A 25,532-nucleotide genomic window follows, 5' to 3' on the forward strand; every position below is an offset into this window, starting at 1 on the left:
TCTTCAACCAACTACATTTTATGACTTGAAAGATGAGAATTATTAAAAGTAGTAAGGTTGTGAAGGATTTAATCGGTTATTACCGAAATATAGCATGTACATTTTTTAAAAATTTGCCTAATTCCCTAACGGGAAACGGGGGAACCATTTTGGGTGAATTGACTTCAGATTGCATGGGCTGCCTAAAGCGCTACCAATCTTGGGGAGTCATAGGGGACCTTCAACCGAACCCCACAGCTAACCTCGTAGGCACCGGAAGGAGTTTCATCATTGAAGAAGATTACAGCAACAATTCTAGGTCTTGTGCTTTTGCTAACGTTTTCAGCTAGCGAAGCATTCGCAGCATCAAAGATGGACGGCATTATCGATGATCTAATCGGAACAAAGTACAGATACGGCGGTACAACTACAAGCGGCTTCGACTGCTCCGGGTTTACCAAGTTTGTATTTGCTAAGATGGATATCGAACTGTCGCGTTCTTCCACAAGCCAAGCTACTGAAGGCGTTAAAGTAGCAAAAGCTGATCTTATTGCAGGCGATCTTGTATTTTTTGATACAAGCGGATCTAACAATGGCGGTATTACACATGTAGGCATCTATGTTGGAGACGGCAAATTTGCTCATGCGTCAACCTCCAGAGGCGTTATTATTGATAATCTTAATTCAAACTACTACAAACCGCGTTATGTTACAGCGCGTCGTATCATGAGTGATGAATCACATTCTACTTACGCTGCGAAATAGAATCAAGGAGAAACCGTGTATCCTCTTAATCAAAGGACGCACGGTTTTTTATTTATTGCTCTTGATTAACTAACCGACACTGGTTTGGACGCGAGCCCTCTTGCCTGCTTTACGCCTAATATAATCCATATGATAAGCAAAGAAAGCAGTATAATGACGAGTGCAGCCAAATACCATAATGTAGCCGAAATCGTATACTGGTCCATAAACCAGCCAGTTATACGAGGAAATACAGCCCCTCCTATACCGCCGCATGCCACCAAAATGCTCGTTGTCCTCTCTGTCGTTCCAGGCAGCAAACTATTGGCATACACAAGGCCAATCCCAAACAATCCCGCAAAAAACAAGCCGCTAAGCGCGATAAAGACCAGCATTAACAAATATGTATCGAATAATGTCATTAAACAAAACACAATAGCGGAAGCTGCCGTTGCAATCAGCAAATACTTCGTATAGCCCATGCGATCAGCGAGTATGCCTGCAAAAATGCGGCCTATAGCAACTGTTCCCCAAAACACGCTTAGCGTTGAAGCTGCCGCTACCTCAGACGCCTGAGTATGCTCAATTAGAATGGCCGGCAAATAGTTAGAAAAGCTCATCTCCATGCCGACATAGAACATAAAGAACAAAGCCGCCAGTGCAAGAAAGGGAAGCATGCGCTTCGAATAACCCCAGACGATCGCCTTGCCGTGTTCTGCTGTGTTCTGCTTTCTTTCCCGCGCCTTCTCCAGGCTTCTTTGCGCGGACAATTCATCGTCCAGCTTGCCAAAGGACAGGGTCAGCCATAAAACAAAAATAATACCTGACATAGCCGCTAATATTGGAAAGGACAGCTGCCAAATGTTCTGCTGGATCAAATATGCTGCCGTTAGCGGAATAACAAGCGCCCCGATGCCAAAGAAGGTTTCCAGCCTGCTCATGGCAGCAGCAGTTCCTTCCTTGTGCAATTCAATAATCATCGCGCCGACAATCGCTTCTGTCATGCCAAAGCCCAATCCTGCCAAAGGCGCCACAGCCAGCATCCAGCCCCATGGAAGCAGCAAACTGTAAGCCGCTTCACTGAGGGTGAGCATACCGATAGCGAACAGTACGGTTGTGCGCTTTCCAAATCTTGCAGATATAGCCGGCGTGAATAATACACCTACTAAAAAGCCAAGAAATTGATTCATAATCCATTGACCGCCATCTTTGTAGGACAGCCCATAATGCTCGATCAGCTGTTCAAGAATGGAGCCGCCGATAATATGGGCGACTCCAATAAGCAAGTAGGAAAAACAGCCGAGCCAAAGTAATTTTTTCATAATCTGTATTGCTCCTTAATTCTTCGCACTTGCTACTATTATATATGATCTCTTATATTAGCCTGACCAGCTGAATAAGAGTATCGTCCTGTGTCACCTCTATGACATGATGCTTCGGATTGTACACGACCATGCCTCTGCCCACGGCGATTGACCGCTGCTCTCCCAAACCAAAGAAAATATCGTCTGCAAGAGCCTCCATCACCTCTGTTTGCTCTTCCAGCGATAGCGAAGACCAATCATCAGGCTCCATCTCGAAAAATGTATAGCATTGTTCAATTTCAGATACGGCAAATGTCAGCTCTTTCAAAATATCCGCGTACTCTCTAGCATGTCTTACACCCATTTTGCAACAATCTCCTTATATTTGCTCATTATTTTGATCTTCCTGTCGTTTACTCTAATCTCAGAATACCCTTTTGACGATAATAATAGAAGTAGATAAATGTCGAAAATGTATTAGATGGGGTGCATGATGAAAAATTCAACGATTATTGGTCTCATTCTTGGATTAGTTGCTGTGTTAGGCGGTATGGTGTTAAAGGGTGCCAAACTTTCCTTTCTTCTTAATCCAGCAGCGTTCTCAATCATTATTCTAGGTACAATAGCAGCGGTCATGATCGCCTTCCCAATGTCCGAGCTTTCCAAGGTAGGCAAGCTGTTTAAAATAGTATTTACTGAGCAGCCGCTGCCGCCTCGCGAGCAGCTTATCGGCCAATTTATGGAATGGGCTTCAATTACACGCCGCGAAGGATTATTGGCACTCGAGGCCAAGGTAGATGAAATCGAAGATTCCTTTCTTCGCAACGGTATGCGCATGATTATAGACGGCAACGATCAGGATCTTGTCCGCGATGTATTATTAGAAGATATATCAGCTACAGAAGAAAGACACAAAACCGGGGCATTAATTTTTACACAAGCGGGCACATACGCTCCTACCCTTGGGGTTTTGGGCGCCGTTGTCGGACTTGTAGCAGCTCTTGCTGATATGAGCGATATGAACAAGCTGGCCTACGCCATTGCCGGCGCATTTATCGCTACCCTGCTTGGTATCTTTACAGGTTATGTATTATGGCATCCGATTGCTAACAAGCTAAAGCGTAAATCCAAACAAGAAATTCAAGTTAAGCTCATGATGCTAGAAGGCTTGCTGGCTATCCAGTCAGGAGTATCTACAATTGCCATCAACCAGAAATTATCCGTTTTCCTCACTCCGACAGAGCGTCAAAAACTAAGAGAAAAGGAGGAACGCGGCGGTGAAGAAAAAGCGTAGGCACGAAGATCATGAAGAGCATATTGACGAATCCTGGCTCATTCCCTATGCTGACCTGCTTACCTTATTGCTAGCCCTTTTCATTGTGTTATATTCCATGAACAGCGTCGATGTGAAGAAATTCGAGGAAATGTCCCGCGCCTTCAGCATCGCTCTTAATCAAGGCAACGGCGTGCTCGATATGCCATCGATCGTTGAGAAAGGGCCTAACACTGAAAAGGTTCCTAAAAATAAGGATAAAAACAATCCGCAGCAAAATGAAAACAACTCCTTAGAGGATATCATGAAGCAGGAGCAGGCAGAATTTCAAAACCTTAAAAAACAGATTGATGAATATATCGACAAAAATGGGCTGACAAGCGATCTGGAAACGAAGCTCAATATGTCTCAATTGCTTATAACGATTAGCGACAACGCACTGTTCGCTCCTGCCCAGGCAACGGTCAAGCCTGAAGCAAAGGATTTGGCCATTGCGATCAGCAAAATGCTTGAGCAATATCCTAATTACGAAATTATCGTCTCTGGTCATACTGACGATACGCCAATCAATAATGCTTATTTCAAATCAAATTGGGATTTAAGCGCCATGCGTGCCATCCGCTTCATGGATGTCATGCTGGAAAATAAAAATATCGGACCGGACCGCTTCAGCGCTATCGGCTTTGGAGAATACCGCCCAATCGCGCCTAACGATTCAGTAGATAACAAAGCTAAAAACAGACGTGTAGAAGTAGCTATAATTCACACGTATGTCGATACTGCCAATGCACAGACGCTGTCAACCAAGGACAGTTCTCAATAGCTTTTAATGCTTTAATTAATAAATTCTTATATTTGAACAAAAGGGGCGTCCCCGTCATGTTTATGACATTTGGGACAGCCCCTTTTCCAGCGCAGCATGCCTCTAGCTTAGACCAGCTGTTATTGCGGGTTATAACTTAGTGTTTTAAATAGCTCCGTGCGTTCTTGCTCTGTTAAATCTCTCCACTTGCCGACTGCCAGTCCGCCCAGCTCAATATTCATAATACGAACACGCTGCAAACGTCTTACATGATAGCCAAAGGCTTGGCACATTCTGCGAATTTGCCTGTTGCGGCCTTCGGTCAAAATGATACGGAATACCCGATTCGTTACTTGTGTAATTTGGCAAGGAAGAGTAAGGCTGCCCAATATATGAACGCCTTCCGACATGCCTTTAACGAAAGAAGGTGTAATGGGCTTGTCCACAGTCACAATATATTCCTTCTCATGCTTGCCCTCCGAGCGCAATATCGGATTGACAACATCTCCATCATTAGTAAGCAGGATTAAGCCTTCGGAATCTTTATCCAATCTGCCTATTGGAAAAATACGTTCCGTATGGCCTATAAAATCTACAATATTGCCTTCTATATGCGCCTCTGAAGTGCTCGTAATACCGACAGGCTTGTTAAGCATAATGTACACATGGTTTCTTTGAGCGCCTATGCGCTTTCCATCAATCCGAACGTCATCCCCCGGCTCAGCTTGGCTGCCTAACTGCGCTACAGCGCCGTTTATCGTTACACGGCCGCTATCTACAAGCTTATCGGCTTCACGCCGCGAGCAAAAGCCGGTTTCGCTTATAAATTTATTAATTCTCATTGATGTCTCTCCTCGCTCCATAAAGCATTTGCCATTTGTTCCATACGGTTTGTTCCCGCTACTACGGTCAGGCCATTACGCTGCTCTAAAGCAGAATATAGCATCGCCGCCGCTATTGTCTTACCTTCAATCGGCTTATAGCGGCTCAACTTCCCTTTAAATAGAAAGGAAAGATTGCGTGTCATGGAAGCTGCCAGCTCCTCGCCGCGCCTATGCTCTTCACGCATGCCTATTATGAGTGATGGCTGAAATATAGTGACGCTAGGGAGCTGCAGCCTTGCAAGCTCATGCTCCAGCTTCCCCTTTACCCTGCTGTAAAAAAACAGAGACCGCTCACTTGCTCCAAGCGCGGTTATTACTAATAGCTGCCTGCTGCCGCATTGGACGGCTTTCCGGCCAAGCGCCAGCGGATATTCATAATCAACCTTGGCAAATTGTTCACGTGACTTGGCTTTTTTAATCGTCGTTCCCAAAGTGCAATAAATATCTGCGGTCTCAAACCATTCTTCAGGCAGGCTGCCGATCTGGTCAAAGGAAAGTATATGCTGCTCCAAACGCGGATGGGTCAGATCCAATGCTCTGCGCACGAGCACGATTACCTTCTCATAACCATTATACTGCAGCAGTTCCTGAACCAGCGCCTTGCCTACTAAACCGGTAGCACCTGCTACTATAGCATTGTTTCCCACAGCGATACTTCCTCCCTATGACAGCACGATGAATGGCCGAGCTATGTATGCTTATAGTATACTCTCCACTCTCGCTTCTTTCAAAGCAGGCAAGGTTAGACGAACGGTCGTGCCGAAATTAACCTGGCTGTCTATGTCTAGCGTACCTTGATGGGTGTTAATAATGCGCTGGCTTACCATAATGCCAAGCCCTGTACCGCTTTCCTTGGCCGTAAAGAAGGGATCTCCTATTTTTTCGATAATATCCTCAGGAATGCCAATGCCTTCATCCCGAATAGAAATACTTATATGTTGACTTCTTTTCACTATCGTAATATGTATGGCTCCGCCGTTAGGCATAGCTTCAATGGCATTTTTAAATAAATTAATAAATACTTGCTTCAGCTGATTCTCTTCGCAGGAGATGCTGCAGCTTTCTGTTGTAAAAGAAGTGCGAAACTCAACATTGTGCAGATGCGCCTCACTGTCTAAAAATATTAATACATCATGCAGAACATCCCGAACATCCTTTATGACAAACTTGGTGGCTTGCGGCTTGGCGAGAATAAGAAACTCTCCTACAATTAAGTTGATGCGGTCGAGCTCGGAAAGCATCAGGCTGACATGAGACATATTCAGCTTTTTACTCTGCTGCTGCAATTGCAAAAAGCCTCTTAAGGTCGTTAAAGGATTGCGTATTTCATGAGCGACGCCGGCTGCAAGCTGACCAACTGTCGTAAGCTTCTCCGATCTGCGCAATAGCTCTTCCATCTTGTTCCGGCTGCGCATATCGCGGCAAATGCTTGCAAACGCCCGTATCGTACCATCTGAATCCCTTATTGGCGAAACCGTCACGCTGACAGGAATCGTTTCTCCCGATTTAGTAATGCGTAATGTCTCCATAGGCGGGAGCTTTTTGCCGGCCTTTAGCATTTCAAGCATCTGTTGATTTTCTGCCTGGTAAGCCTCTGGAATCGTAGGATACTTCAAATGGATCAAATCAGCTTCCTGATAGCCAAACAGCTGCTCAAAAGCTCTGTTCGTTTGAATCGTCTTGCCGTTCATGTTAATAATATGAATAGCATCGTTCGAATGGTTAATAAAAGATTCCAAATGCTCCTTCATCCGTTTATTCTCTTCGAAGGCTTTGCGTAATTTATTCATATAAATGCTTATATTCTGCGACATGGCATTGATTTTCAGCGCGAGCAGGCCGAATTCATCCTTGCTTCTTATTAAAATAGGTTTATGGAAGCGAACCGATGATACCTCATTCACCTTCCATAATATATCCTTAAGGGGCCGCATCATGACGCCCATTAAATTATAGTTGACGATTGTAGCCACTAACATAAATGCCGCCATTAACCACCAGCGATAATCCCGCTTCACCGTAAAAAAATGATAAAAGTCGATCATATTATAATCAATAATAATGGTGTACTGGGAATGATTGTTGAAATAGCTCCGATATTTATTATTTTGCTGCTTTTCAATTTTGTGAACTTCCTGATCGGAAAAAGCAGCTTCCTGCACAAATGAATCCTCAAGCATGATAAACTTCTCTTCCGATTCCTGCGGCTGCACAACCTTGCCCGAGTTCGTTTCAATGACCATAATCTGCTCAATAAAGGGAATCATGAACGTAATTGAATTAATATTTTTTAAGAATTGCTCACTGGAAACGTTCACGGCACTTCCCGCATCCGCTTCATCCCATGAAGCTTCAATCTTTTCGCTATAATCCTTAGAAGTATTAAAAATATACTTATGTACACGCTCATTAAATTGCTGTGCCGAATAATAATCACTAATGGTATAGTATAGGGGAATGAATACAAGCAATACGAACATACTGATTAAGGAAAGCTTTGTCTTTATCGACATAAATGACACGCCCTCTATAAGTTTGATCATACTTATCCATGGATGGCTATTCACATTTCATTCACATTGCCAACAGAAGTTATACACATTTGTGGATGTGATGTGAATAACTTTGTTGATATTTTTATAATTATCCACAGATATATCCACAGCATGTTAACATTAGAATATTTGTTCGTTGTACAAATTTCACTTTATACACAAGGAGTAACAATATGATAAGAACGCAAGAGGATCAACATTGGATGCAGGCAGCAATTGCTGAAGCGCGTTTAGCTGAACAATTAGGAGAAGTTCCCATCGGTGCGGTTATAGTGAGGGAGGGCCAAATTATTGGTCGCGGCCATAATCTTCGGGAATCCAAACATGATCCAACTGCACATGCCGAGCTGGAAGCAATACGTGATGCATGTGAACAACTTGGGGCTTGGCGACTGCTGGACTGCACGCTTTATGTAACACTAGAGCCTTGTCCCATGTGTGCAGGCGCTATCGTACAATCCCGGCTCAAGCGCGTCGTATATGGAACTGACGATCCAAAAGCAGGCTGCGCGGGCACACTTATGAATCTATTACAAGAGCCCCGTTTCAACCACGAAACGGAGCTCACAAGCGGCGTTCTGCAACCTGAGTGTGCACAACTGCTTACTCAATTTTTCCGTCAGCTCCGTAAATCAAAACAAGCTTAATGACGATTTCGTTCCAAGAGCGAATCATTTAATTCTTCACGCTGCATTTGCTGCAGTGCTACAATTAGCTGATCCGCTTGCTCACTAATTGCGATAACCGCCGGGTCAGTTAAGCTTCCGCGTACCTCAGCTATTTCATGGAGTTTACGCCGAAGCGATTGCAGCTGTCTCTTCAAATGATCTTTATCCATATTCGCTCACGGCACACCCCTTATCTAGTAATCTATTGATGCTATTAATATTATACTCTGCGCCATTTAAACTGTTTGTAAAATCATGTCGACGCGTGCCTACAATTTTCATGCAGGATTCGACATATTCAGGACTTTTCATCCTGTCAAATGGTACTTTAGACTCAGCAGGATGAACGTAACAACCTGCGCCGATGCTTGAGAATTGTATTATAATAAGCTATGCAGTACACTTATTTGTATCAGATTTTCAAGATTGATGATTTAACACTTGAATTGCGGGATGGTACTTCATGAACAATAAAGCAGTCATACTTGGTTGTAATTATTATATAGGGCTTAGCACAATCCGATGTTTGGGCAAACACGGCATACATACGGTAGCGGTAGACTACTCGAACGATGCTTACGGCGCCAAATCGAAATATACATCTGAGAAGCTGATCGCTCCTCATTACAGGGAGAATACAAAATCCTTCATACAGCTGCTCATTGATTACGCTATGAAGGAAAGCGCTCCTCCTGTCCTTATTCCATGCCACGATTCTTATGTAGAGGTTATAGATGAGTACTTGGACGAGCTCAAAAAGTATTATTTGATCCCTCAAACCGAGATGGGCCTATATACGAAGATGATGAACAAGGAAGTGCTGCACAAGCTAGCTGAAGCAAATGGCGTGCGCGTGCCTGAAACTGTTCGAGTTACCGATGCCGATTATTTGCAGAAAGTAGAACAGATCATCCACTATCCATGTATTGTGAAGCCAACCGATTCCCCAACCTTCGTAGCAAAGTTCAGACGCAAGCTCTTTAAGGTTCACAATGAGCAGGAGCTGTTTGAAGCTGTTCACAAAGCAACCGAGGCTGGTCTGGAAGTGATCGTTCAGCGCATCATTCCAGGTTTCGATGATCATATGTACACATTTGATGCCTATTTGAATCAGAACGCCAAAGTGACACATTGGCTGACCTGCCAAAAGTTCCGCCAATATCCGATTAACTTCGGAGCTTCTGTATATACCGGGCAAAAATTTGTGCCGGAGCTTTACAGCATCGGAGCAGCTTTTTTGGAGAAAATGGGCTGGAAGGGCTTCGCTGAAATAGAGTTCAAGAAAGATGCCGAAACCGGGCAATTTTATTTAATAGAAATCAATGTACGTATAACGAATCTAAATAGCTTATTAGAAAAGGTAGGCATTAACTTTCCCTATATTACTTATCTGGAGCTGACTGGACAGTCAATTGGCACACATGCCATCACTCATGACACGAATCGCGTATTCTGGTACGGCTTTGAAGATATGCTGGCAATCCGAGATTATATTAAAACAAAGCAGTTGACGGTTTCCCAGGTACTTTCCTCCTTACTTAAGCCGAAAGCTTACGCAATATGGGATTGGAAAGACCCTAAGCCTGCTTTTTCCTTCATGAAGATGATTATAGGAAAGCTGGCAGGAAATAATTAGGATGAGACCGCGAAAGGAGACTCACTAATGATCGCCTTGAAGGAATTACTAAACCATATTGATATACTGGATACATTGCATCCGCGAGAGCAGCTTATTTCTGGTATAAGCTATCATTCTCAAAAATGCTCGGAAGGCCACTTGTTCGTGTGTATTACCGGCTATCAAACCGACGGTCATAAATACTTGCAGCAAGCTGTAGACAATGGTGCAACAGCCGCTATCGTAGAAAGATTCCAGGAGAATATTTCGATCCCGCAATTTCGCGTTGCCAACAGCAGGATCGCATTAGCTCAGCTGGGGGCAGCCTACTATGGCCAGCCTGCCGGCAAATTGAAAATGATCGGCATCACGGCTACGAATGGAAAAACGTCGACCTCCTATATGGCCAATGCCATGCTCGAGAACGCTGGGCTAAAAACAGGACTTATCGGCACCGTTGTAATAAAAATCGACGATCAGACGATCCCTTCCGAGCTGACAACACCGGAATCACTCGATTTACAGCATTATTTGAAGCAGATGGTCGATGCCGGTGTCTCGCATGTTTGTATGGAGGTTTCCTCTGCTGCACTCGAAACCCACCGGGTAGAAACTGTCGATTATGACATCGTTACCTTTAACAATTTAAGCCGCGAGCATATAGATTCGCATGGCTCCTTTGAGCGTTATTTTGCAGCCAAAGCAAGCCTCGTCCGCAATGCTGGCAAGCACAGCATCGCTGTTCTTAATTTGGATTGCCCTTATTCAGCCTCCTTGCAAAATGAAACAAATGCGCAGGTTATTACCTTTGGCCTGAAAAACAAGGAAGGCTATATTCGCTGCAGCAATTTGGATCTTTCTACAGGCAGAGGCTCCTTTGTATACGAACTTGTTAAGCCATTCCATACCGATCGCGTGCAGCTCGAACCGGTCAAATTTAACGTGCAGCTGTCTGTACCTGGACTCCACTCGGTATATAACTCGATGGTCGCAATTACTATTGCATTGCTTAATGGCGTTGCCATTGATGTAATCCAGCGGACTTTAAGCAGCTTCCCGGGCGTTGAACGGCGCTTTGAGTTTATTTATGAGGATAGCTGCATGATTATTGACGATCACTTTGCGAATCCAGGTAACATTAATGTCACAATGGAAACGATCAAATTTATGAATTATAATAACTTTCATTTGCTTTATGCAATAAGAGGAAATCGCGGGCCAACGGTGAATGAAGAAAATGCCAAGGCGATTGCGGAATGGATGCATAAGCTTGAACGCAGCGAGCTGATTGCAACGACAAGCCTATCGCATGTAACGGCCAAAGATAAAGTGACCAAAGAAGAACTAGACGTATTTATGAAGGTTATGAATGAAGCAAATATAAAGGTCCGCCTTTATGATGAGCTGCCTGATGCCATTGCAGCCTCGCTTAAGCAGGCTGAACAGGGAGACCTTATTTTACTCGCTGGCTGCCAGGGAATGGATGATGGCGGGCGGATCGCTCTGGATCAGCTCCATGGCGACAACTAATTCTTTACTATAAAGTGGGTAGTATGATGAAAGATAAAAGCTTAGGTATTATTGGCGGTATGGGACCGAAAGCAACTGCTGTATTTTTCGACAAAATTATAGATCGTACCCTAGCAGATCGCGATCAGGAGCATATGGATATGATAGTTCTCAATCATGCTACAATACCTGATCGGACCAGCGTAATTGCGAGCGGAGCCAGCAGTGAATTCCTGAACGCTATAGCTAAGGATTTTGCTCTGCTTGAGCATGCGGGCGCGGCTAATATTGCAATACCTTGCAACACTTCTCACTACTTTTATAATGAAATGCAAGCTATGACCAGCATCCCTATTATAAATATGGTCGATGAGACATTAAAGAGGATACATGCGCAGTATGGCTCAGGCTGCCGTGTTGGCATTTTAGCAACGAATGGCACAATTAATACGGGAGTTTACGCCAAAGGCTGCGAAAATTACAGCATGCAGCTCGTTGAGCCTAATAATGAGATGCAGCGTCAAGTTATGGATATTATTTATACCGATGTCAAAGGCCATAATAACTGTGATCCTGCCAAGCTTGAATCGCTAATTGACCAGCTAATACATAACTATGAATGCCAATGCGTCATTCTTGCATGTACAGAGCTGTCGTGTATTGCTTTGAGCGGACAATATGCCGCTTATTCGGTCGATGCGATGGAAGTGCTTGTCGAGCGTGCCATTCAGCTGTCTGGCAAGCAGTATAAAAAACCAAAGCAATAACGTGCTAAAGCACTAGTCAGGGAAGCCCCTGAAGATCATTTTGATCTTCACGGGGCTCTTTTTTTTTCCTTCCAGCATTCACATGAATTGACTCACTTTGGGAATAATAATGCAAGCGAAGGGAGGGCGAACAAGTGACTGAGGGCATGAAAGTGGACATAGATATTGAACTTTCAGATTCCTTGCAGCAAAATATTGATCTTATCCAATTTTTTATGGGGAAAAGCTCTGATTTTATTATGCGAGAGCTGTATCTTCCCAATAAGCAGCGATGCATTCTTTATTATTTGGACGGTATGGTAAATAGACAGGCGCTGCAAGACCATGTTGTCTCACCTTTGCTTGAACGTGTTTTGGAAAACGGCATATCCGCAAAATCGATTAAAGAGCGCATCCTTAATGCCAGCGAGGTCAGCATCGTTCATGCCGTTGCTATTGCTATGGATAAAATCATAGCGGGTGCCGCCCTTCTGCTAATTGACGGCAGCAGCGAAGGCGTTATCATCCCTTTGCCGGGCTGGGAGGACCGCAGCATTACCGAATCGCAAACCCAATCTGCTGTAAGAGGTCCGCAAAACTCATTTACGGAATCCATTTGCACCAATCGGACATTAGTAAGACGAATTGCCAAAGATACAAGAGTAAGAGTTACTACAATTAAAGTCGGCAAGCTGACTAAAACAGATGTATCTATTATGCATATCCAGGGCTTGGCCGATGAGAAACTCGTTAACCAGTTGGTTGACCGTCTGCAGCATTTATCAACGGATCGAATATTGGAAGGACAGTATATAGAGGAACTGCTGACTCAAAAGAAGCAATGGACCTTCTTCCCCACTTTTTATAATTCCGATCGGCCCGATTCTATTGCAGCAGGCATTCTGGATGGGAAAATTGCTATTTTTGTTGACGGTACTCCTTTTGTTTTGCTCATTCCCGCATTTTTCACTGACTTTATACACTCAGTTGAAGACCATTATCAGTCCTATGGGTCCACAGACAAAGCTATAATAGTCGAAAGCAAGCTTATAGACTATATAAAATGGTATAAATTCATTTTGGTTCAACGGAGAAATTATGTTATAATTATTTCTGCTGTGGCCACGTAGCTCAGTGGATAGAGCACTTCTCTCCTAAAGAAGGTGTCGGACGTTCGAGTCGTCTCGTGGTCGCCATATATAACTATTCTGAAGCCAGCAGTGGAAGCCATTCCGCTCTGGCTTTTTGTTTGCAAAAAATCCGCCTGCTTTAAGCAGACGGATGATTAGTTTGATCAATAGGATAATTGCTTGTTTTTAAATAACGCTCGAAATCTTCGGTTGACAGCGGTTTGCTGAACAAATAGCCTTGCCCTAGCTGGCAGCCATCCCCGCTTAAAATGGACAGCTGATCTTCAAATTCGATGCCTTCAGCCACAACATTCAAATTAAGAGAATGAGCCATATCCAGTATGGCTTTTACAATAGCCTGACTTTCCTTATTATGATGAATGTCCCGTACGAAAGACATGTCGATTTTTAACACGTCAATCGGAAGCTGTTTAATATAATTGAATGAGCTGTAGCCTGTACCGAAGTCATCAATCGATATTTGCACCCCAAGCTGCTTAATGTCTGTCAGGATGCTCGCTGCATTATCTATGGCTGCAAATACGTTTTCAGTCACTTCAAGCTCAAGCAAGCTGGGCTCAAGATCTGTCTGCTCCAGCACCTGCCTAACTTTGTCCACCAAGTCAACTTGATTGAACTGGCGCACTGATAAATTGACAGACACCTTCAGAGCCGGGTAGCCCATTTGCTGCCACTGTTTATTTTGCTGACAAGCCTGCAGCATGACCCAGTCGCCCATTGCGACGATCAAGCCTGATTCTTCAGCTATCGGAATAAATTTATTAGGAGGTATTACCCCAAGCTCTTCATGCCTCCATCTAACCAGCGCCTCCATACCAACGATACGATTCGTGGACAGATTCACCTTAGGCTGGTAATCAATATAAAATTGTTCTTTTACCAGCGCTTTTTTCAGCTCGTTTTCTAATAAAATTCGTTCCAGGGAACGCTCTTCCATATCCTTATTGAAAAAAGCGAAGCCGTTTCTTCCCTGGCCCTTTACTGCATACAAGGCCGTGTCTGCCCGCTTCAGCAGCTCATCCGGATTAAGGCCATCCTCCGGATAGATGGCAATTCCCATACTGCATGATAAATGATGCTGCCATTCCTCGATTTGCACAGGCTGCTCCAAATTCGCTCTTATCCGTTCTGCGACAGCAATAACTTCATCCTCATGCGTGATGTTTTTTAGCATAATCGTGAACTCGTCTCCGCCTAATCGAGCCAGTATATCTCCAGGACGAATACAGTCGCTTATTCTTTGGGCTACCTCGATCAAGCATATATCGCCTATCTCATGGCCAAAGGAATCATTAATATATTTAAAACGATCCAAATCCATAAACACAATACCGAGCTTCGCTCTCTCCTGCTTTGCCTGATTAACGCCCTGCTGCAACTTTTCCATAAATAGTCTGCGATTCGGCAAGTCGGTGAGCATATCATGGTATGCCAGGTAATAGATCGTTTGCTCGGATTTTTTGCGCTCCGTTATATCGCGCATAACAAGCACATATCTCGCATGATTACTGGCCTGTTTGGCAATAGCATTAAAGGTAGCTTCTACATGCACATACTGGCCTTTTGCATGTCTTAAACGAAATTCCATCGAAAAAGGAGCTGTCTCCTTCTTTTTTATAGAAAAATGAACTCGGTCCTGATCGTCATGATGCATAATATTCAGCAAATTAATATAGCTCAGCTCTTCATTGTCCACACCTAGCACGCAGCTGAACGATGGCGAGGCATAGCTTAGCTGTCCGTGCTCATCTATAATTGAAATTAAATCCGAGCTATTGTCGGTAATCAATCGATATTTTTCTTCGCTTGCTTTAAGCGCTTCTTCGGCTCTTTTCCGCCCGCTTATATCATTCCGGATAGATATGTATTGATAAGGCACGCCGTTCGCATTGACAAAAGGCACGATTGTCGTATCTACCCAGTAATAGCTGCCGTCCTTAGCCTGATTGCGTACTTCACTCTTCCATACTTTTCCGCTCCCTATCGTTGCCCACATCTCTTTAAAAAACGATTTTGGATGATAACCAGAATTCAACAACCGATGATCCTGACCCAGCAGCTCTTCCCTGCTGTATTTGGAAATTTTGCAAAACTGATCATTTACATAAACAATCACACCCCGCCGATCTGTAATCGCTACTATAGAGGATTGATCCAGTGCATATTTCACATCAGCAAGCTCTCTAAGCGCATCCTGCAGCTGTTGGTCAAGATTGGATAGCAAATTAGCCTCAAAGGGGTAAAAATACGATTGCGACGCTCTGTTTATGTCTGAATTCATCATCGTTATCACCTGCATCATAATTTTACATTCGTTATAGGCTGCATCAAGGACAAACGGTTCTGCCATCCTTTGGAAAGGCGCGTTTGCCGATGAAATATAGGAACAGGTATAAGGTCAAAACCTATACTTTCGTATATTTAAATAGAAAACATTTTCATATATTTTCATAAAAACTTACTAGTATTGTATAAGTTTTTACATAGTTTGTCTATGAATGCAGTCATGGCGATTTGTTCACAATTTACATTTTTAGACTACAAAAAAAGCAAGATCCAGCTCTGGCTAATACCATAGCTGAACCTTGCATTGATCACAGGGAAATTTATTCCTGCTGTTCATTTTTTAGAATTCCATTAATTGCAGGAACTCCTCGAATGAGATCACGTCAGTAGGGATCTCAGACTCAAATTTAGGCGTTTGGCCAATATCAGAGTAGTTCATTGCAACCGTCATGCCAAGCGACATTTTGTCGCTAGCTTCCGGCTCTGTTACTTCCACACTCATAGTTGTTTCTTGATATACTAGATTGCCGCCTTTAATCGCGCCTGTATGATCAAGCTGCTTCACTTTCAGATTATCCTTGAAGAAAGTTCTGATTTCCTCTTTGCTCTCTGTCAGCTTCTGCTTCGCATCCTCTACATCAGCTTTTTCGACTTCGAAGATTTCTAAATAAGCTTCGTTATTCGCAATCAAATCCATCACTTCTGGCAAAACCTTATCGATAACCGTGCTGATCGTTTGCTCATAATTAGCTTCTGTAATAGCAAACTTCACAACTTGATCTGCTTTAACTCCTTCTGGCAGGCCTGCCTCGGAAGCTTTAGGCTGAGTAAAGTACGTTTTTTCATCAAAATGCTTTAGAGTTGCATTAGTTAAATCCTGTGCAAATTTTTGTTGTGCGGCCATATCAAGCTCCGGCACTTCAACACCTTCCTGCTTTGCTAGTTCTTTTGCGTCAAGCAGAATAAATTTATCTGCAGCTTCCTGAGGAATTGGCAGCATAGGAATTTGCGGCAATTTGAAGTAAATCTTCTCGTCTGCAACAATAATCGGCATATCCAGCTTCATATTCATAAAGCCAGGAAGCACTACCTCTAGATTCATATCCGTTCTTGCAGGATCCTTCTCATAAACAGCTTTTACGTTTATAGTAGCATCTTTAATAATTGCAGCAACGCCTGCAGCTATACCCAGCTCATCGCTCGAAGCAAGGCTGTCATCCATAGTAAACTCATTGATTTTGACGGTTGCTGTCATTGCATATGAACTGGCACCCATTGTTTTTGCTGTAGCTTGCTGAAGAGCATCTTGTGGCGACAGCTTTGCACTGCTGCAGCCTACTGCAAGCAGCATTACAGCGATTAGCAAGGAAACTAACCTAATTCCAACTTTCATTTTAAAACTTCCTCCACTCTTTCTTTGTATAAGCTCCTTTATTCTATACTAAAAACAGAAAATTGAGAAGCTCAAATAGAAGTTATTGTAAGATCATTAAAAAATAACATATTCCTTGTTAGCTAAACAAGAACAAAAATCACCTATCAGTGACCCAACTTGCCGTCATCGTGTGTAAAGAACAAATGATACGGAACTATCCTATTTAGCGCGTATCTTCTATTGGCGGTGCGGTCATCCATGACCGTTAGGACCAGAAAAATAGTCTTTTTGTTGCATATGCGGACACTTATGACCATTAGAAGAAAATTCCGTCGAATTCTCTAGCTTTTTTCCCGCTAACGGCCATTTCTGTCCGTTAGAAAGTGGACGTTGGCAAAAAATGAGCGCTAACGGTCATCTTTGTCCGCATCATTTCTTTCGAAAAGTAATTCGCATGAAGCGACATACTTATTCACAATTTTTTATGATGCATCATTTACCAAACTACAAAAAAAGCCCTCATCTCTAATTAGAAATGAGGGTCTTTGTATGACATAAATTTACCCATAGCTTAAGATCAGTAACACTGCATCATGCTTGTCAGCCTTGCGGGTTGTTATGGCTCGTGTGATTTTTCTGCTTTGTCTTTTTAGAGCCTGACAAAGGCTCTGGCTGTGTTGAACGCTGTCTCTGCTGTGTATTATTTTGCTCCTGGTCGCCTTGATCAACTGCAATACTGCGCGGCTTGCTCATTAACGCTCCTCCCTTCTCAATGCTATTGCTAATTAAACAATTGCAAATTGCCTGATAAACACCAAATTAGAAACTCGCCTAAAGCAAAGCAGGCTACGTGTAATTTAGCGATAATATTAGGATGTATCGGGGAGCATTAATTATGTGTCTCAGGACGAGATAAATTAGTTCAAAAACAAAAAAACTCATGGCATTCACCAAGAGCTTGTATTTATTGTATGGCGGAGAGGGTGGGATTCGCTCCGTCGCGCGTGGCCGTACAAGCACGGTCACGCTATGCAACTATCACGCCGGGGCCTACAGACATGCCTTAGGGCATGTCCGCTTCACGGCCCGTTCTCATCCCACTAATCCTATATACAAAAAAACGATTCCTATTCAGGAATCGGGTTGATTTTTAGTATGGCGGAGAGGGTGGGATTCGCTCCGTCGCGCGTGGCCGTACAAGTACGGTCACGCTATGCAACTATCACGCCGGGGCCTACAGACATGCCTTAGGGCATGTCCGCTTCACGGCCCGTTCTCATCCCACTAATCCTATATACAAAAAAACGATTCCTATTCAGGAATCGGGTTGATTTTTAGTATGGCGGAGAGGGTGGGATTCGAACCCACGTGAGCTTGCACTCTAACGGTTTTCAAGACCGCCCCGTTATGACCGCTTCGGTACCTCTCCATATTTTATTGGCAACAAAAATATTGTACCACAGGTGAAAAGTAAAATGCAACTATTTTATTTCCACCTGCAGCACCATTTTTACGTTTTATTTTGCTTCAATAAGCTCAATTCCGCCCATGTATGGACGAAGCACTTCAGGTATCAGGATAGATCCGTCCTCCTGCTGGTAATTCTCAAGTATCGCTGCTACTGTGCGTCCTACTGCCAGTCCAGAGCCATTGAGCGTATGAACAAGCTCCGGCTTACTTTTGGCTTCGCGACGGAATCGAATACCGGCACGACGTGCCTGAAAATCTTCAAAGTTAGAACATGAAGAAATTTCACGATATGTATTCGCACTTGGAATCCAAACCTCTAGATCATACGTCTTGGCGGAAGTGAAGCCCATATCTCCAGTACAAAGCGTCATAACCCGATACGGCAAGCCTAACAGCTGCAGCACGGTTTCCGCTTCCCCACATAACTTTTCCAGCTCTGCATAGGAATCCTCAGGCTTAACCAGCTTGACCAACTCTACCTTGTTGAATTGATGCTGGCGAATTAATCCGCGTGTATCACGGCCTGCGGCACCGGCTTCAGAGCGGAAGCAAGCGCTATAGGCTACGAAATATTTCGGAAGCTGCTCTGCATCCAAAATTTCATCCCGATACAGATTTGTAACTGGCACTTCAGCAGTCGGAATTAAGAAATAATCCGTGCTAGCAATTTTGAACAGATCCTCCTCGAATTTAGGAAGTTGTCCTGTCCCGATCAAGCTGTCCCGATTGACGATATACGGTGGCAGCACTTCCTCATAGCCATGTTTATCGCTATGCAGGTCCATCATAAAACTAATTAATGCACGCTCTAATCGCGCGCCTAGGCCGCGGTAAAAGGTGAAGCGCGAGCCTGTCACTTTAGCCGCTCTTTCAAAATCAAGAATGCCTAGCTCGCCCGCAAGATCATAATGTGCTTTGGCTTCGAAAGAAAATTGAGGCACCTCTCCGATACGGCGCACTTCTACATTGTCATCCTCTGAAGCACCAACTGGTACACTCTCATGAGGAACGTTAGGGATTGCAAGCATTAGCTCATCAACTTGCTGCTCCAGCTCGCGAATCTCCTCGTCAAGCTGTTTAATACGGTCGCCTACATCTCTCATCTCGATAATAAGAGCATCAGCATCTCCACCCGATTTTTTCAGCTTGGCTACTTCCTGCGAAACAACATTTCGACGATTTTTCAGCTGCTCCGTTTCTTGAATCAGCTCTCGTCTTTTTACATCCAATTCCGAGAAGCCGGCAATAAGCTCAAGAGAAGCTCCGCGCTTGTTAAGCCCTTGCTCAACCTTCTCAATATCTGTTCTTAAAAGTTTGACATCTAACACAATATAAACCCCTCTCTGAAGAGAGTAATAGTGAAGTCATACGACTTAGCAGCATAGCGCTGATTGCTCATAGACATGAGGCTTGTTCGTAAGGATAAACAGGCATAGTTTGCCTTATGCTTTTTGCGCAGCCGCTTCCTTTGCCATATCAATGAAATAGGAATGGAGGCGGTAATCATCCGTTAATTCCGGATGGTAAGAGGCTGCCAGCAGTCTGCCTTGACGCGCTGTTACAATTTCGTTGTTGTAGGTGGACAGCACCTCTACCCCTTCTCCAACTTCTTTAATTAACGGCGCACGAATAAATACTGCCCGAATGCTGTCATCGATGCCAGTGACATCAAGATCAGTTTCAAAGCTTTCGCGCTGTCTGCCAAATGCATTACGAGCAACCGTCATATCCATAAGACGCAGATGAGCATCTTCCTGTCCTTCAATTTGATTGGCAAGAATGATCAAGCCAGCACATGTGCCGAACAGCGGCTTGCCGTCTGCATAAAATTGCTGAACAGCATCCATAAAGCCATATTTTCTCATAAGCTTGCCAATTGTCGTGCTTTCGCCGCCAGGAATAATCAAACCGTCCAATTCATCCAGCTGCTCTACACGCTTAACTGGAACCGCCTCTGCGCCTGCGTGCTGCAAGCTGCGAATATGCTCGGCCACAGCGCCTTGAAGCGCTAATACACCTATCTTCATCACGTTACTCGCCTTCCTTATAAAGGACCGACCTGGCGATTATCGCGAGGTCGGCTCACCTTTCAATTATATAAATTATACAATCAAAGTTAAATACCGCGATCCTGCATACGCGAAGCTGCATCCAGCTTGGATATCTCGATGCCCTTCATTGGTGTGCCAAGGTTTTTGGACACTTCCGCAATCAATTTGTAGTCCTGGTAATGCGTAGTTGCTTCTACAATCGCTCGAGCAAATTTCTCAGGGCTGTCGGATTTGAAAATACCAGAGCCTACAAATACACCGTCAGCGCCAAGATGCATCATAAGCGCTGCATCGGAAGGTGTTGCTACGCCGCCTGCAGCAAAGTTGACAACTGGCAGCTTGCCTGTCTCATGAACGCCTAGAAGCAGCTCATAAGGTACGCCTAGCACTTTTGCTTCGTTATATAGCTCATCCTTGGAAAGACCTTGAATTTTGCGGATTTGACCGTTAATTAGACGCAAGTGACGAACAGCTTCTACAATGTTGCCTGTTCCCGGCTCACCCTTTGTACGAAGCATAGCAGCGCCCTCTTGAATACGACGAAGCGCTTCGCCCAGATCTTTAGCTCCGCAAACGAAAGGTACTGTAAATTCATTTTTGCTAATATGGAAAATTTCATCTGCAGGTGTCAATACTTCGCTCTCATCGATGTAGTCTACACCCATAGACTCAAGAACCTTGGCTTCCACATAATGGCCAATACGCGCCTTTGCCATAACTGGAATCGAAACAACCTTCATTACTTCTTCTACAATTGTAGGGTCAGCCATGCGAGCTACGCCGCCTGCTGCACGAATATCAGATGGTACGCGCTCAAGCGCCATTACCGCTGTTGCACCAGCCGCTTCCGCAACTTTAGCTTGCTCAGCATTCATAACGTCCATGATGACGCCGCCTTTTTGCATTTCAGCCATACCGCGTTTTACACGAGAAGTTCCAGTTTCCATCCTTACAAATCCTCCTATTGTCATCTACCTATTATATGTTGCCGATGATAGTTCTAACCATTGATTTTACAGGATCTAAGAGCAATCGACAAGCATTGATTCCTAGTTTTCAAGTATGATTAGAATAAATTGACGATAGCTTGGAACAAATTAGCGAAAAAGTCGCCAATTGCGCGCAGCATCAGCTTAAACCAGCCTGCTTTTTCAGCTTCCTCTGCAGTAATTAAATTAACCGTATAATCTATTGGTTTGCCTGTTTCTGCATCCGTATAACGGTAGGTAACCGTTCCTACAGGCGTTTTCGCTTCAATCGGGGCTATCAGCTTATCCTCAGGCAGCAGCTCTTGAGCTACAAGCTCGATTTTGGGATCAGTTCCTTTTTTGACCATAAACGTAATATCTTTATCCGTTACAATTGGAACAGTCTTCTTGACGCCCTTTTTAATCTTCACTGTTTCCAAAGATTCTATTACTGATTTCGGCGGAAGCACGGTCTTCTTTTCGAACGTACCGTAAGCATAGTCATACAGCTTGGCCGTTTCTACAAAACGGGCATTTTTCGATCTTGTATCCATAACGACACTAATATAACGAATATCACCGCGTTTAACTGTACCCGTAAAATTATAGCCGGCCGCTTCAATAAATCCTGTTTTCATACCGTCAACGCCTTCGTAGGCAAACGGCTTTAAACCCGGCTTATTCACATTCGAACCCAGCATATAGTTCAGATTTACTATTGGATCCTTATCGCGTTCACGGAACTTGTACTCCTGCAAAGTAGAAAAATCAAAAAATTCCGGATGATCAAGTATAATAATACGTGCGAGCTTTGCTACATCAGCCGCTGACATAACCGTCGTATCTTCAAGACCAGTAACACTTGTGAATACCGCAGATTCTAGGCCCAAATTTTTTGCATACTCATTCATTTTATCAACAAATGCGGAAAGGCTGCCCGCAACTTGAATCGCAAGCTCCTTCGTCGCATCGTTAGCGGAACCAACAGCCATAGCAATATATAATTCCTTAACTGTATGCTTGTCTCCTGGCGCCAAATAAATTTGCGATTCGGAAGGGTGAGTATTCTTCGCTTCTTCTGTTACTGTAATAACATCATCCCATGAAAGACGTTCATTCTGAATTTCTTCAAGCACAATATATTCAGTCATAAGCTTCGTCATACTGGCTATTGGGTAAGCTTGCTCAGCATTCACTTCAAATAAAACTTGCCCAGACTCAGCTTCAATAAGTATAGAAGATCTTACCTGTAAATCTAGTGAATTTTCAGTACTTGGTCGATTATCAAAGCCAATCGCTTGAACACTGGCTGGTCCAAAAACAAGCAGCAGCATCCAGATGGCCAATGAAGCTGCAATAACCGACATTATGCGCATCGGCCTTACCAATATCTTCAATATCTTCTCCCCTTTTCCCTGTATAATTATACGAACATAATTGTAACATATCACAGCCCCACAGTTAAACCTCTTTCAGCTCCAAACATATGAGGATTCTTTCATCAATTTTTACCAAAGTAAAATAATGTAAGCAAGACTGAAATTTCATGCCTTTCCAAAAACAAAATCCAGAACGCTCTACGCCCTATGAACGTAGAATCGATCTGGATTATAAATGTCCGATATATTACAACGAATAGTTCGGAGCTTCTTTTGTTATTTGAACATCGTGTGGGTGGCTTTCTCTAAGACCTGAGCCGGTAATGCGAACAAACTGAGTGTCGTTCTTCAATTCTTCGATCGAAGAAGTTCCGCAATAGCCCATACCTGAACGAAGTCCGCCTAGCAGCTGATGAACGGTATCCGCCAATGGTCCTTTGTAAGGAACACGGCCTTCAATACCTTCCGGAACAAGCTTGTTCTCGTTCTCTTGGAAGTAACGATCTTTGCTTCCTTCTTTCATAGCGCCAAGCGATCCCATGCCACGGTACACTTTAAAGCTTCTGCCTTGGAAAATTTCGGTTTCGCCAGGGCTTTCAGCTGTTCCAGCAAACAGGCTTCCAATCATAATCGTGCTTGCACCTGAGGCAATCGCTTTTGTAATATCACCGGAGTACTTGATACCACCGTCAGCAATAATCGGAACATTGTATTCACGAGCTACAGTTGCACAATCATAAATAGCAGTAATTTGCGGTACGCCAATTCCAGCAATGACGCGAGTCGTACAGATGGAACCAGGACCGATACCAACTTTTACTACGGACGCGCCTGCTTCGATCAAATCGCGAGTAGCTTCGCCAGTTGCTACGTTTCCTGCAATAATAGTCAGCTCCGGGTATGCTTCGCGAAGCTTACGTACCGCGTTAAGAATATTGATGTGATGACCATGAGCAGAGTCTACGACCAATACATCGACACCGGCATTAACAAGCGCTTCTGCGCGTTCCATCGTATCTTTGGAAATCCCTACAGCTGCACCGCACAGCAATCTGCCATGAGTGTCTTTTGCTGCATTTGGAAATTGGATAGCCTTCTCAATATCTTTAATTGTTATAAGGCCTTTAAGCGTATTGGATTCATCGACCAATGGCAGCTTCTCAATCTTGTGCTTCTGCAGTAAGATTTCTGCATCTTGCAAGGTTGTCCCAACAGGAGCCGTAACAAGATTGTCGCGAGTCATAACGTCATAAATTTTGATGGAATAATCATGGACGAAACGCAAGTCGCGGTTTGTTAAAATTCCGACCAATTTCTGGTCTGCATCCACAATAGGAACACCAGAAATTCTGTATTTACCCATTAGCTCTTCAGCATCATAAACATGATGTTCTGGCGTTAGCGAGAATGGGTTAGTAATAACACCGCTCTCTGAGCGCTTTACGCGATCAACCTCTTCGGCTTGCTGCGCTACAGACATATTTTTATGAATAATACCAATACCGCCCTCGCGAGCAATTGCAATAGCAAGAGCTGATTCTGTAACAGTATCCATACCGGCACTGATTAGCGGAATATTAAGCTTGATATTTTTACTTAGGCGAACTGAGATATCTACTTCTCTTGGCAGTACCTCTGATTTACGCGGAACAAGCAAAACGTCATCAAACGTTAGCCCTTCTTTGGCGAATTTCGTTTCCCACACGAGTATGTTCCTCCCTTATCCTTGTAAAGCTCACGTATATTATTGCAATATTATCAGAGGGGTTATTGGCTGTCAAGGCATATGAAAAGGCAAAAAAGTGCTGTATTTACCAATAAAAACACTTCGAAATTTTCTGAAAAATTAGACATATTAATGTATGCGCTGCAATTTGGACTGTTTTTATGTCTGGTAAAACCATGCTTTCAGGTTAGTTGTTCGATGAGGCGCCATTTCATGTAAGCGATTGATTTCGCAGCATTATGCTGTAACAACTTTATGTCTCCACTGCTCCGCTGTTCTCCGATAGACTGGCGGCAAAGCTGTTAAAACCGTATTTACGTGCTGATGAACCTGTTTAGTTTCTCAGCTGCTTTGTGTTGGGTAGATTAGCTCGTCACCGTTGCGATCGTTTTCTGGCAGCACCTTATATAGCACCCTTTTTGCAGCCTCTTGTGGACTCTTGCGGGTTAATTAGCATTGCTTTGTTTGTTAATATTCCACCTTCTCGTTAATCCATACGCATAACGCATATTGACAACAAAAACCAGTTCCTTCGCCGCAACAATCTTTTATTAATATTTTAAAAAAGCTGAGAAGCGCTATATCCTTACGATCAAGTTTGCGATTCCGACCACTGTTGTAGTCCCTTTTTTTTGATGAAATAACCCCTGTAAAGGATAAAATTGGCCTGCAAAGGCGGACGCTGCCGTTTCTCCATTCCCAATCTTGCTTTTCGTTCCCCTTTCTTTTTACTTGCCGTTCTATGCGAATCCGATCTACGATGGGCGTGAGCAACCTGCAGATACCGGACGACTAGCGGGATTTTATGTCCTTAGATTGACCCATTTCCGCCTTAAGCTGGTATTTCAGCCAAACTAACATCATATTTTCCCTCTAGATTCGAATGTCGAAGAAAATCAGCCAATCTACATACAAGAATAGCATTTAGTTTGTTTGAGGGGGTTTCGTTCCAGCCAAACGTAAATGGGGGGAGCACAACTTAAGCACATCATCTACCCTCTGCCATCATCAATCCGCACTTTTCACGGCACGCCAAACTTCTAG

Annotated in this window: 22 protein-coding genes, 2 tRNA genes and 1 riboswitch; of the genes, 9 read left to right on the forward strand and 15 right to left on the reverse strand. The window is 43.7% G+C overall.

What is annotated here, in order from left to right:
* Positions 1 to 104 precede the first annotated feature (104 nt).
* Positions 105 to 267, forward strand: a riboswitch (cyclic di-AMP (ydaO/yuaA leader).
* A gap of 3 nt (positions 268 to 270) precedes the next feature.
* A complete protein-coding gene (locus V1L65_RS04270) occupies positions 271 to 744 on the forward strand; it encodes a C40 family peptidase (RefSeq protein WP_331697829.1) in 474 nt (157 codons plus the stop codon).
* Between the two features lie 65 nt (positions 745 to 809).
* Here V1L65_RS04270 and V1L65_RS04275 read toward each other — a convergent pair whose 3' ends face one another.
* Together V1L65_RS04275 and V1L65_RS04280 are read right to left on the reverse strand one after the other, a co-directional pair.
* Positions 810 to 2,045, reverse strand: a complete 1,236-nt coding sequence (locus V1L65_RS04275) for an MFS transporter (protein ID WP_331697830.1) — start codon at positions 2,043 to 2,045, stop codon at positions 810 to 812.
* Between the two features lie 52 nt (positions 2,046 to 2,097).
* The gene (locus tag V1L65_RS04280; RefSeq protein ID WP_331697831.1) at positions 2,098 to 2,391 is read right to left on the reverse strand and encodes a hypothetical protein; all 294 of its coding nucleotides are present in this window, start codon (positions 2,389 to 2,391) and stop codon (positions 2,098 to 2,100) included.
* Positions 2,392 to 2,520: 129 nt separating this feature from the next.
* Between V1L65_RS04280 and motA the strand changes: the two genes are divergently transcribed.
* Complete coding sequence (gene motA, locus V1L65_RS04285) at positions 2,521 to 3,321, forward strand: flagellar motor stator protein MotA (RefSeq protein ID WP_331697859.1); 801 nt, start codon at positions 2,521 to 2,523, stop codon at positions 3,319 to 3,321.
* On the forward strand, positions 3,305 to 4,123 hold the full coding sequence (gene motB / locus V1L65_RS04290) for a flagellar motor protein MotB (RefSeq protein ID WP_331697832.1): 819 nt from the start codon (positions 3,305 to 3,307) through the stop codon (positions 4,121 to 4,123). Before motA ends, motB begins: the two co-directional genes overlap by 17 nt.
* A 119-nt stretch (positions 4,124 to 4,242) precedes the next feature.
* On the opposite strand, the gene rluF is transcribed toward motB, so the two are convergent.
* Genes rluF through V1L65_RS04305 form a run of 3 tightly spaced genes read right to left on the reverse strand, consistent with a single transcriptional unit; the run spans position 4,243 to position 7,529 of the window.
* Positions 4,243 to 4,944 carry a 23S rRNA pseudouridine(2604) synthase RluF gene (gene rluF / locus V1L65_RS04295; protein WP_331697833.1) on the reverse strand — a complete coding sequence of 234 codons (702 nt, stop codon included), beginning with the start codon at positions 4,942 to 4,944 and terminating at the stop codon, positions 4,243 to 4,245.
* Complete coding sequence (locus V1L65_RS04300) at positions 4,941 to 5,633, reverse strand: SDR family oxidoreductase (RefSeq protein ID WP_331697834.1); 693 nt, start codon at positions 5,631 to 5,633, stop codon at positions 4,941 to 4,943. The genes rluF and V1L65_RS04300 overlap by 4 nt, the downstream gene beginning before the upstream one ends.
* Before the next feature lie 51 nt (positions 5,634 to 5,684).
* Complete coding sequence (locus V1L65_RS04305) at positions 5,685 to 7,529, reverse strand: ATP-binding protein (protein ID WP_331697835.1); 1,845 nt, start codon at positions 7,527 to 7,529, stop codon at positions 5,685 to 5,687.
* A gap of 185 nt (positions 7,530 to 7,714) precedes the next feature.
* Here V1L65_RS04305 and tadA point away from each other — a divergent pair, with 185 nt between their 5' ends.
* Complete coding sequence (tadA, locus tag V1L65_RS04310) at positions 7,715 to 8,188, forward strand: tRNA adenosine(34) deaminase TadA (RefSeq protein ID WP_331697836.1); 474 nt, start codon at positions 7,715 to 7,717, stop codon at positions 8,186 to 8,188.
* Here tadA and V1L65_RS04315 read toward each other — a convergent pair.
* Complete coding sequence (locus V1L65_RS04315; protein ID WP_331697837.1) at positions 8,185 to 8,379, reverse strand: aspartyl-phosphate phosphatase Spo0E family protein; 195 nt, start codon at positions 8,377 to 8,379, stop codon at positions 8,185 to 8,187. The genes tadA and V1L65_RS04315 overlap by 4 nt on opposite strands.
* Before the next feature lie 293 nt (positions 8,380 to 8,672).
* Here V1L65_RS04315 and V1L65_RS04320 point away from each other — a divergent pair, with 293 nt between their 5' ends.
* From V1L65_RS04320 to V1L65_RS04340, 5 genes are all read left to right on the forward strand, one after another.
* Positions 8,673 to 9,845: a carboxylate--amine ligase gene (locus V1L65_RS04320; RefSeq protein WP_331697838.1), complete on the forward strand. Its 1,173-nt coding sequence runs from the start codon at positions 8,673 to 8,675 to the stop codon at positions 9,843 to 9,845.
* Positions 9,846 to 9,872: 27 nt separating this feature from the next.
* On the forward strand, positions 9,873 to 11,357 hold the full coding sequence (locus V1L65_RS04325; protein ID WP_331697839.1) for a Mur ligase family protein: 1,485 nt from the start codon (positions 9,873 to 9,875) through the stop codon (positions 11,355 to 11,357).
* Between the two features lie 23 nt (positions 11,358 to 11,380).
* On the forward strand, positions 11,381 to 12,103 hold the full coding sequence (locus V1L65_RS04330) for an aspartate/glutamate racemase family protein (protein ID WP_331697840.1): 723 nt from the start codon (positions 11,381 to 11,383) through the stop codon (positions 12,101 to 12,103).
* A gap of 134 nt (positions 12,104 to 12,237) precedes the next feature.
* A complete protein-coding gene (locus V1L65_RS04335) occupies positions 12,238 to 13,212 on the forward strand; it encodes a spore germination protein (protein ID WP_331697841.1) in 975 nt (324 codons plus the stop codon).
* Positions 13,203 to 13,278: transfer RNA gene (locus tag V1L65_RS04340), tRNA-Arg, on the forward strand. Before V1L65_RS04335 ends, V1L65_RS04340 begins: the two co-directional genes overlap by 10 nt.
* A 73-nt stretch (positions 13,279 to 13,351) precedes the next feature.
* Here the strand turns inward: V1L65_RS04340 and V1L65_RS04345 are convergent.
* The 9 genes from V1L65_RS04345 to guaB all read right to left on the reverse strand — a co-directional run bounded on the left by V1L65_RS04345 (position 13,352) and on the right by guaB (position 24,467).
* Positions 13,352 to 15,535, reverse strand: a complete 2,184-nt coding sequence (locus tag V1L65_RS04345) for a bifunctional diguanylate cyclase/phosphodiesterase (RefSeq protein ID WP_331697842.1) — start codon at positions 15,533 to 15,535, stop codon at positions 13,352 to 13,354.
* A gap of 324 nt (positions 15,536 to 15,859) precedes the next feature.
* Complete coding sequence (locus tag V1L65_RS04350) at positions 15,860 to 16,912, reverse strand: hypothetical protein (protein ID WP_331697843.1); 1,053 nt, start codon at positions 16,910 to 16,912, stop codon at positions 15,860 to 15,862.
* A 582-nt stretch (positions 16,913 to 17,494) separates the two neighbouring features.
* Positions 17,495 to 17,647: a small acid-soluble spore protein P gene (locus V1L65_RS04355; protein ID WP_331697845.1), complete on the reverse strand. Its 153-nt coding sequence runs from the start codon at positions 17,645 to 17,647 to the stop codon at positions 17,495 to 17,497.
* A gap of 587 nt (positions 17,648 to 18,234) precedes the next feature.
* A tRNA-Ser gene (locus V1L65_RS04360) sits at positions 18,235 to 18,323 on the reverse strand.
* Positions 18,324 to 18,411: 88 nt separating this feature from the next.
* Positions 18,412 to 19,692 carry a serine--tRNA ligase gene (serS, locus tag V1L65_RS04365; RefSeq protein WP_331697846.1) on the reverse strand — a complete coding sequence of 427 codons (1,281 nt, stop codon included), beginning with the start codon at positions 19,690 to 19,692 and terminating at the stop codon, positions 18,412 to 18,414.
* A 114-nt stretch (positions 19,693 to 19,806) separates the two neighbouring features.
* Complete coding sequence (gene pdxT / locus V1L65_RS04370; RefSeq protein WP_331697860.1) at positions 19,807 to 20,391, reverse strand: pyridoxal 5'-phosphate synthase glutaminase subunit PdxT; 585 nt, start codon at positions 20,389 to 20,391, stop codon at positions 19,807 to 19,809.
* Positions 20,392 to 20,480: 89 nt separating this feature from the next.
* Complete coding sequence (gene pdxS, locus V1L65_RS04375) at positions 20,481 to 21,362, reverse strand: pyridoxal 5'-phosphate synthase lyase subunit PdxS (protein WP_331697847.1); 882 nt, start codon at positions 21,360 to 21,362, stop codon at positions 20,481 to 20,483.
* Positions 21,363 to 21,481: 119 nt separating this feature from the next.
* Positions 21,482 to 22,780, reverse strand: a complete 1,299-nt coding sequence (locus tag V1L65_RS04380; protein WP_331697848.1) for a D-alanyl-D-alanine carboxypeptidase family protein — start codon at positions 22,778 to 22,780, stop codon at positions 21,482 to 21,484.
* A 229-nt stretch (positions 22,781 to 23,009) separates the two neighbouring features.
* Positions 23,010 to 24,467, reverse strand: coding sequence for an IMP dehydrogenase (guaB, locus tag V1L65_RS04385; protein ID WP_331697849.1), 1,458 nt, complete (start codon positions 24,465 to 24,467; stop codon positions 23,010 to 23,012).
* Positions 24,468 to 25,532 lie beyond the last annotated feature (1,065 nt).

Origin of the sequence: Paenibacillus sp. IITD108 (genome assembly GCF_036541265.1) — a bacterium.
In the GTDB taxonomy this organism is placed as follows: domain Bacteria; phylum Bacillota; class Bacilli; order Paenibacillales; family Paenibacillaceae; genus Pristimantibacillus.

Excerpts from the sequence above, each read along its gene's own strand:
- pdxS (WP_331697847.1), bottom strand. The coding sequence starts at position 21,362 with ATGGAAACTGGAACTTCTCGTGTAAAACGCGGTATGGCTGAAATGCAA.
- V1L65_RS04345 (WP_331697842.1), bottom strand. The coding sequence starts at position 15,535 with ATGATGCAGGTGATAACGATGATGAATTCAGACATAAACAGAGCGTCG.
- V1L65_RS04350 (WP_331697843.1), bottom strand. The coding sequence starts at position 16,912 with ATGAAAGTTGGAATTAGGTTAGTTTCCTTGCTAATCGCTGTAATGCTG.
- rluF (WP_331697833.1), bottom strand. The coding sequence starts at position 4,944 with ATGAGAATTAATAAATTTATAAGCGAAACCGGCTTTTGCTCGCGGCGT.
- V1L65_RS04355 (WP_331697845.1), bottom strand. The coding sequence starts at position 17,647 with ATGAGCAAGCCGCGCAGTATTGCAGTTGATCAAGGCGACCAGGAGCAA.
- V1L65_RS04305 (WP_331697835.1), bottom strand. The coding sequence starts at position 7,529 with ATGATCAAACTTATAGAGGGCGTGTCATTTATGTCGATAAAGACAAAG.
- V1L65_RS04315 (WP_331697837.1), bottom strand. The coding sequence starts at position 8,379 with ATGGATAAAGATCATTTGAAGAGACAGCTGCAATCGCTTCGGCGTAAA.
- tadA (WP_331697836.1), top strand. The coding sequence starts at position 7,715 with ATGATAAGAACGCAAGAGGATCAACATTGGATGCAGGCAGCAATTGCT.
- pdxT (WP_331697860.1), bottom strand. The coding sequence starts at position 20,391 with ATGAAGATAGGTGTATTAGCGCTTCAAGGCGCTGTGGCCGAGCATATT.
- V1L65_RS04275 (WP_331697830.1), bottom strand. The coding sequence starts at position 2,045 with ATGAAAAAATTACTTTGGCTCGGCTGTTTTTCCTACTTGCTTATTGGA.
- V1L65_RS04280 (WP_331697831.1), bottom strand. The coding sequence starts at position 2,391 with ATGGGTGTAAGACATGCTAGAGAGTACGCGGATATTTTGAAAGAGCTG.
- V1L65_RS04320 (WP_331697838.1), top strand. The coding sequence starts at position 8,673 with ATGAACAATAAAGCAGTCATACTTGGTTGTAATTATTATATAGGGCTT.
- V1L65_RS04325 (WP_331697839.1), top strand. The coding sequence starts at position 9,873 with ATGATCGCCTTGAAGGAATTACTAAACCATATTGATATACTGGATACA.
- motA (WP_331697859.1), top strand. The coding sequence starts at position 2,521 with ATGAAAAATTCAACGATTATTGGTCTCATTCTTGGATTAGTTGCTGTG.
- V1L65_RS04330 (WP_331697840.1), top strand. The coding sequence starts at position 11,381 with ATGATGAAAGATAAAAGCTTAGGTATTATTGGCGGTATGGGACCGAAA.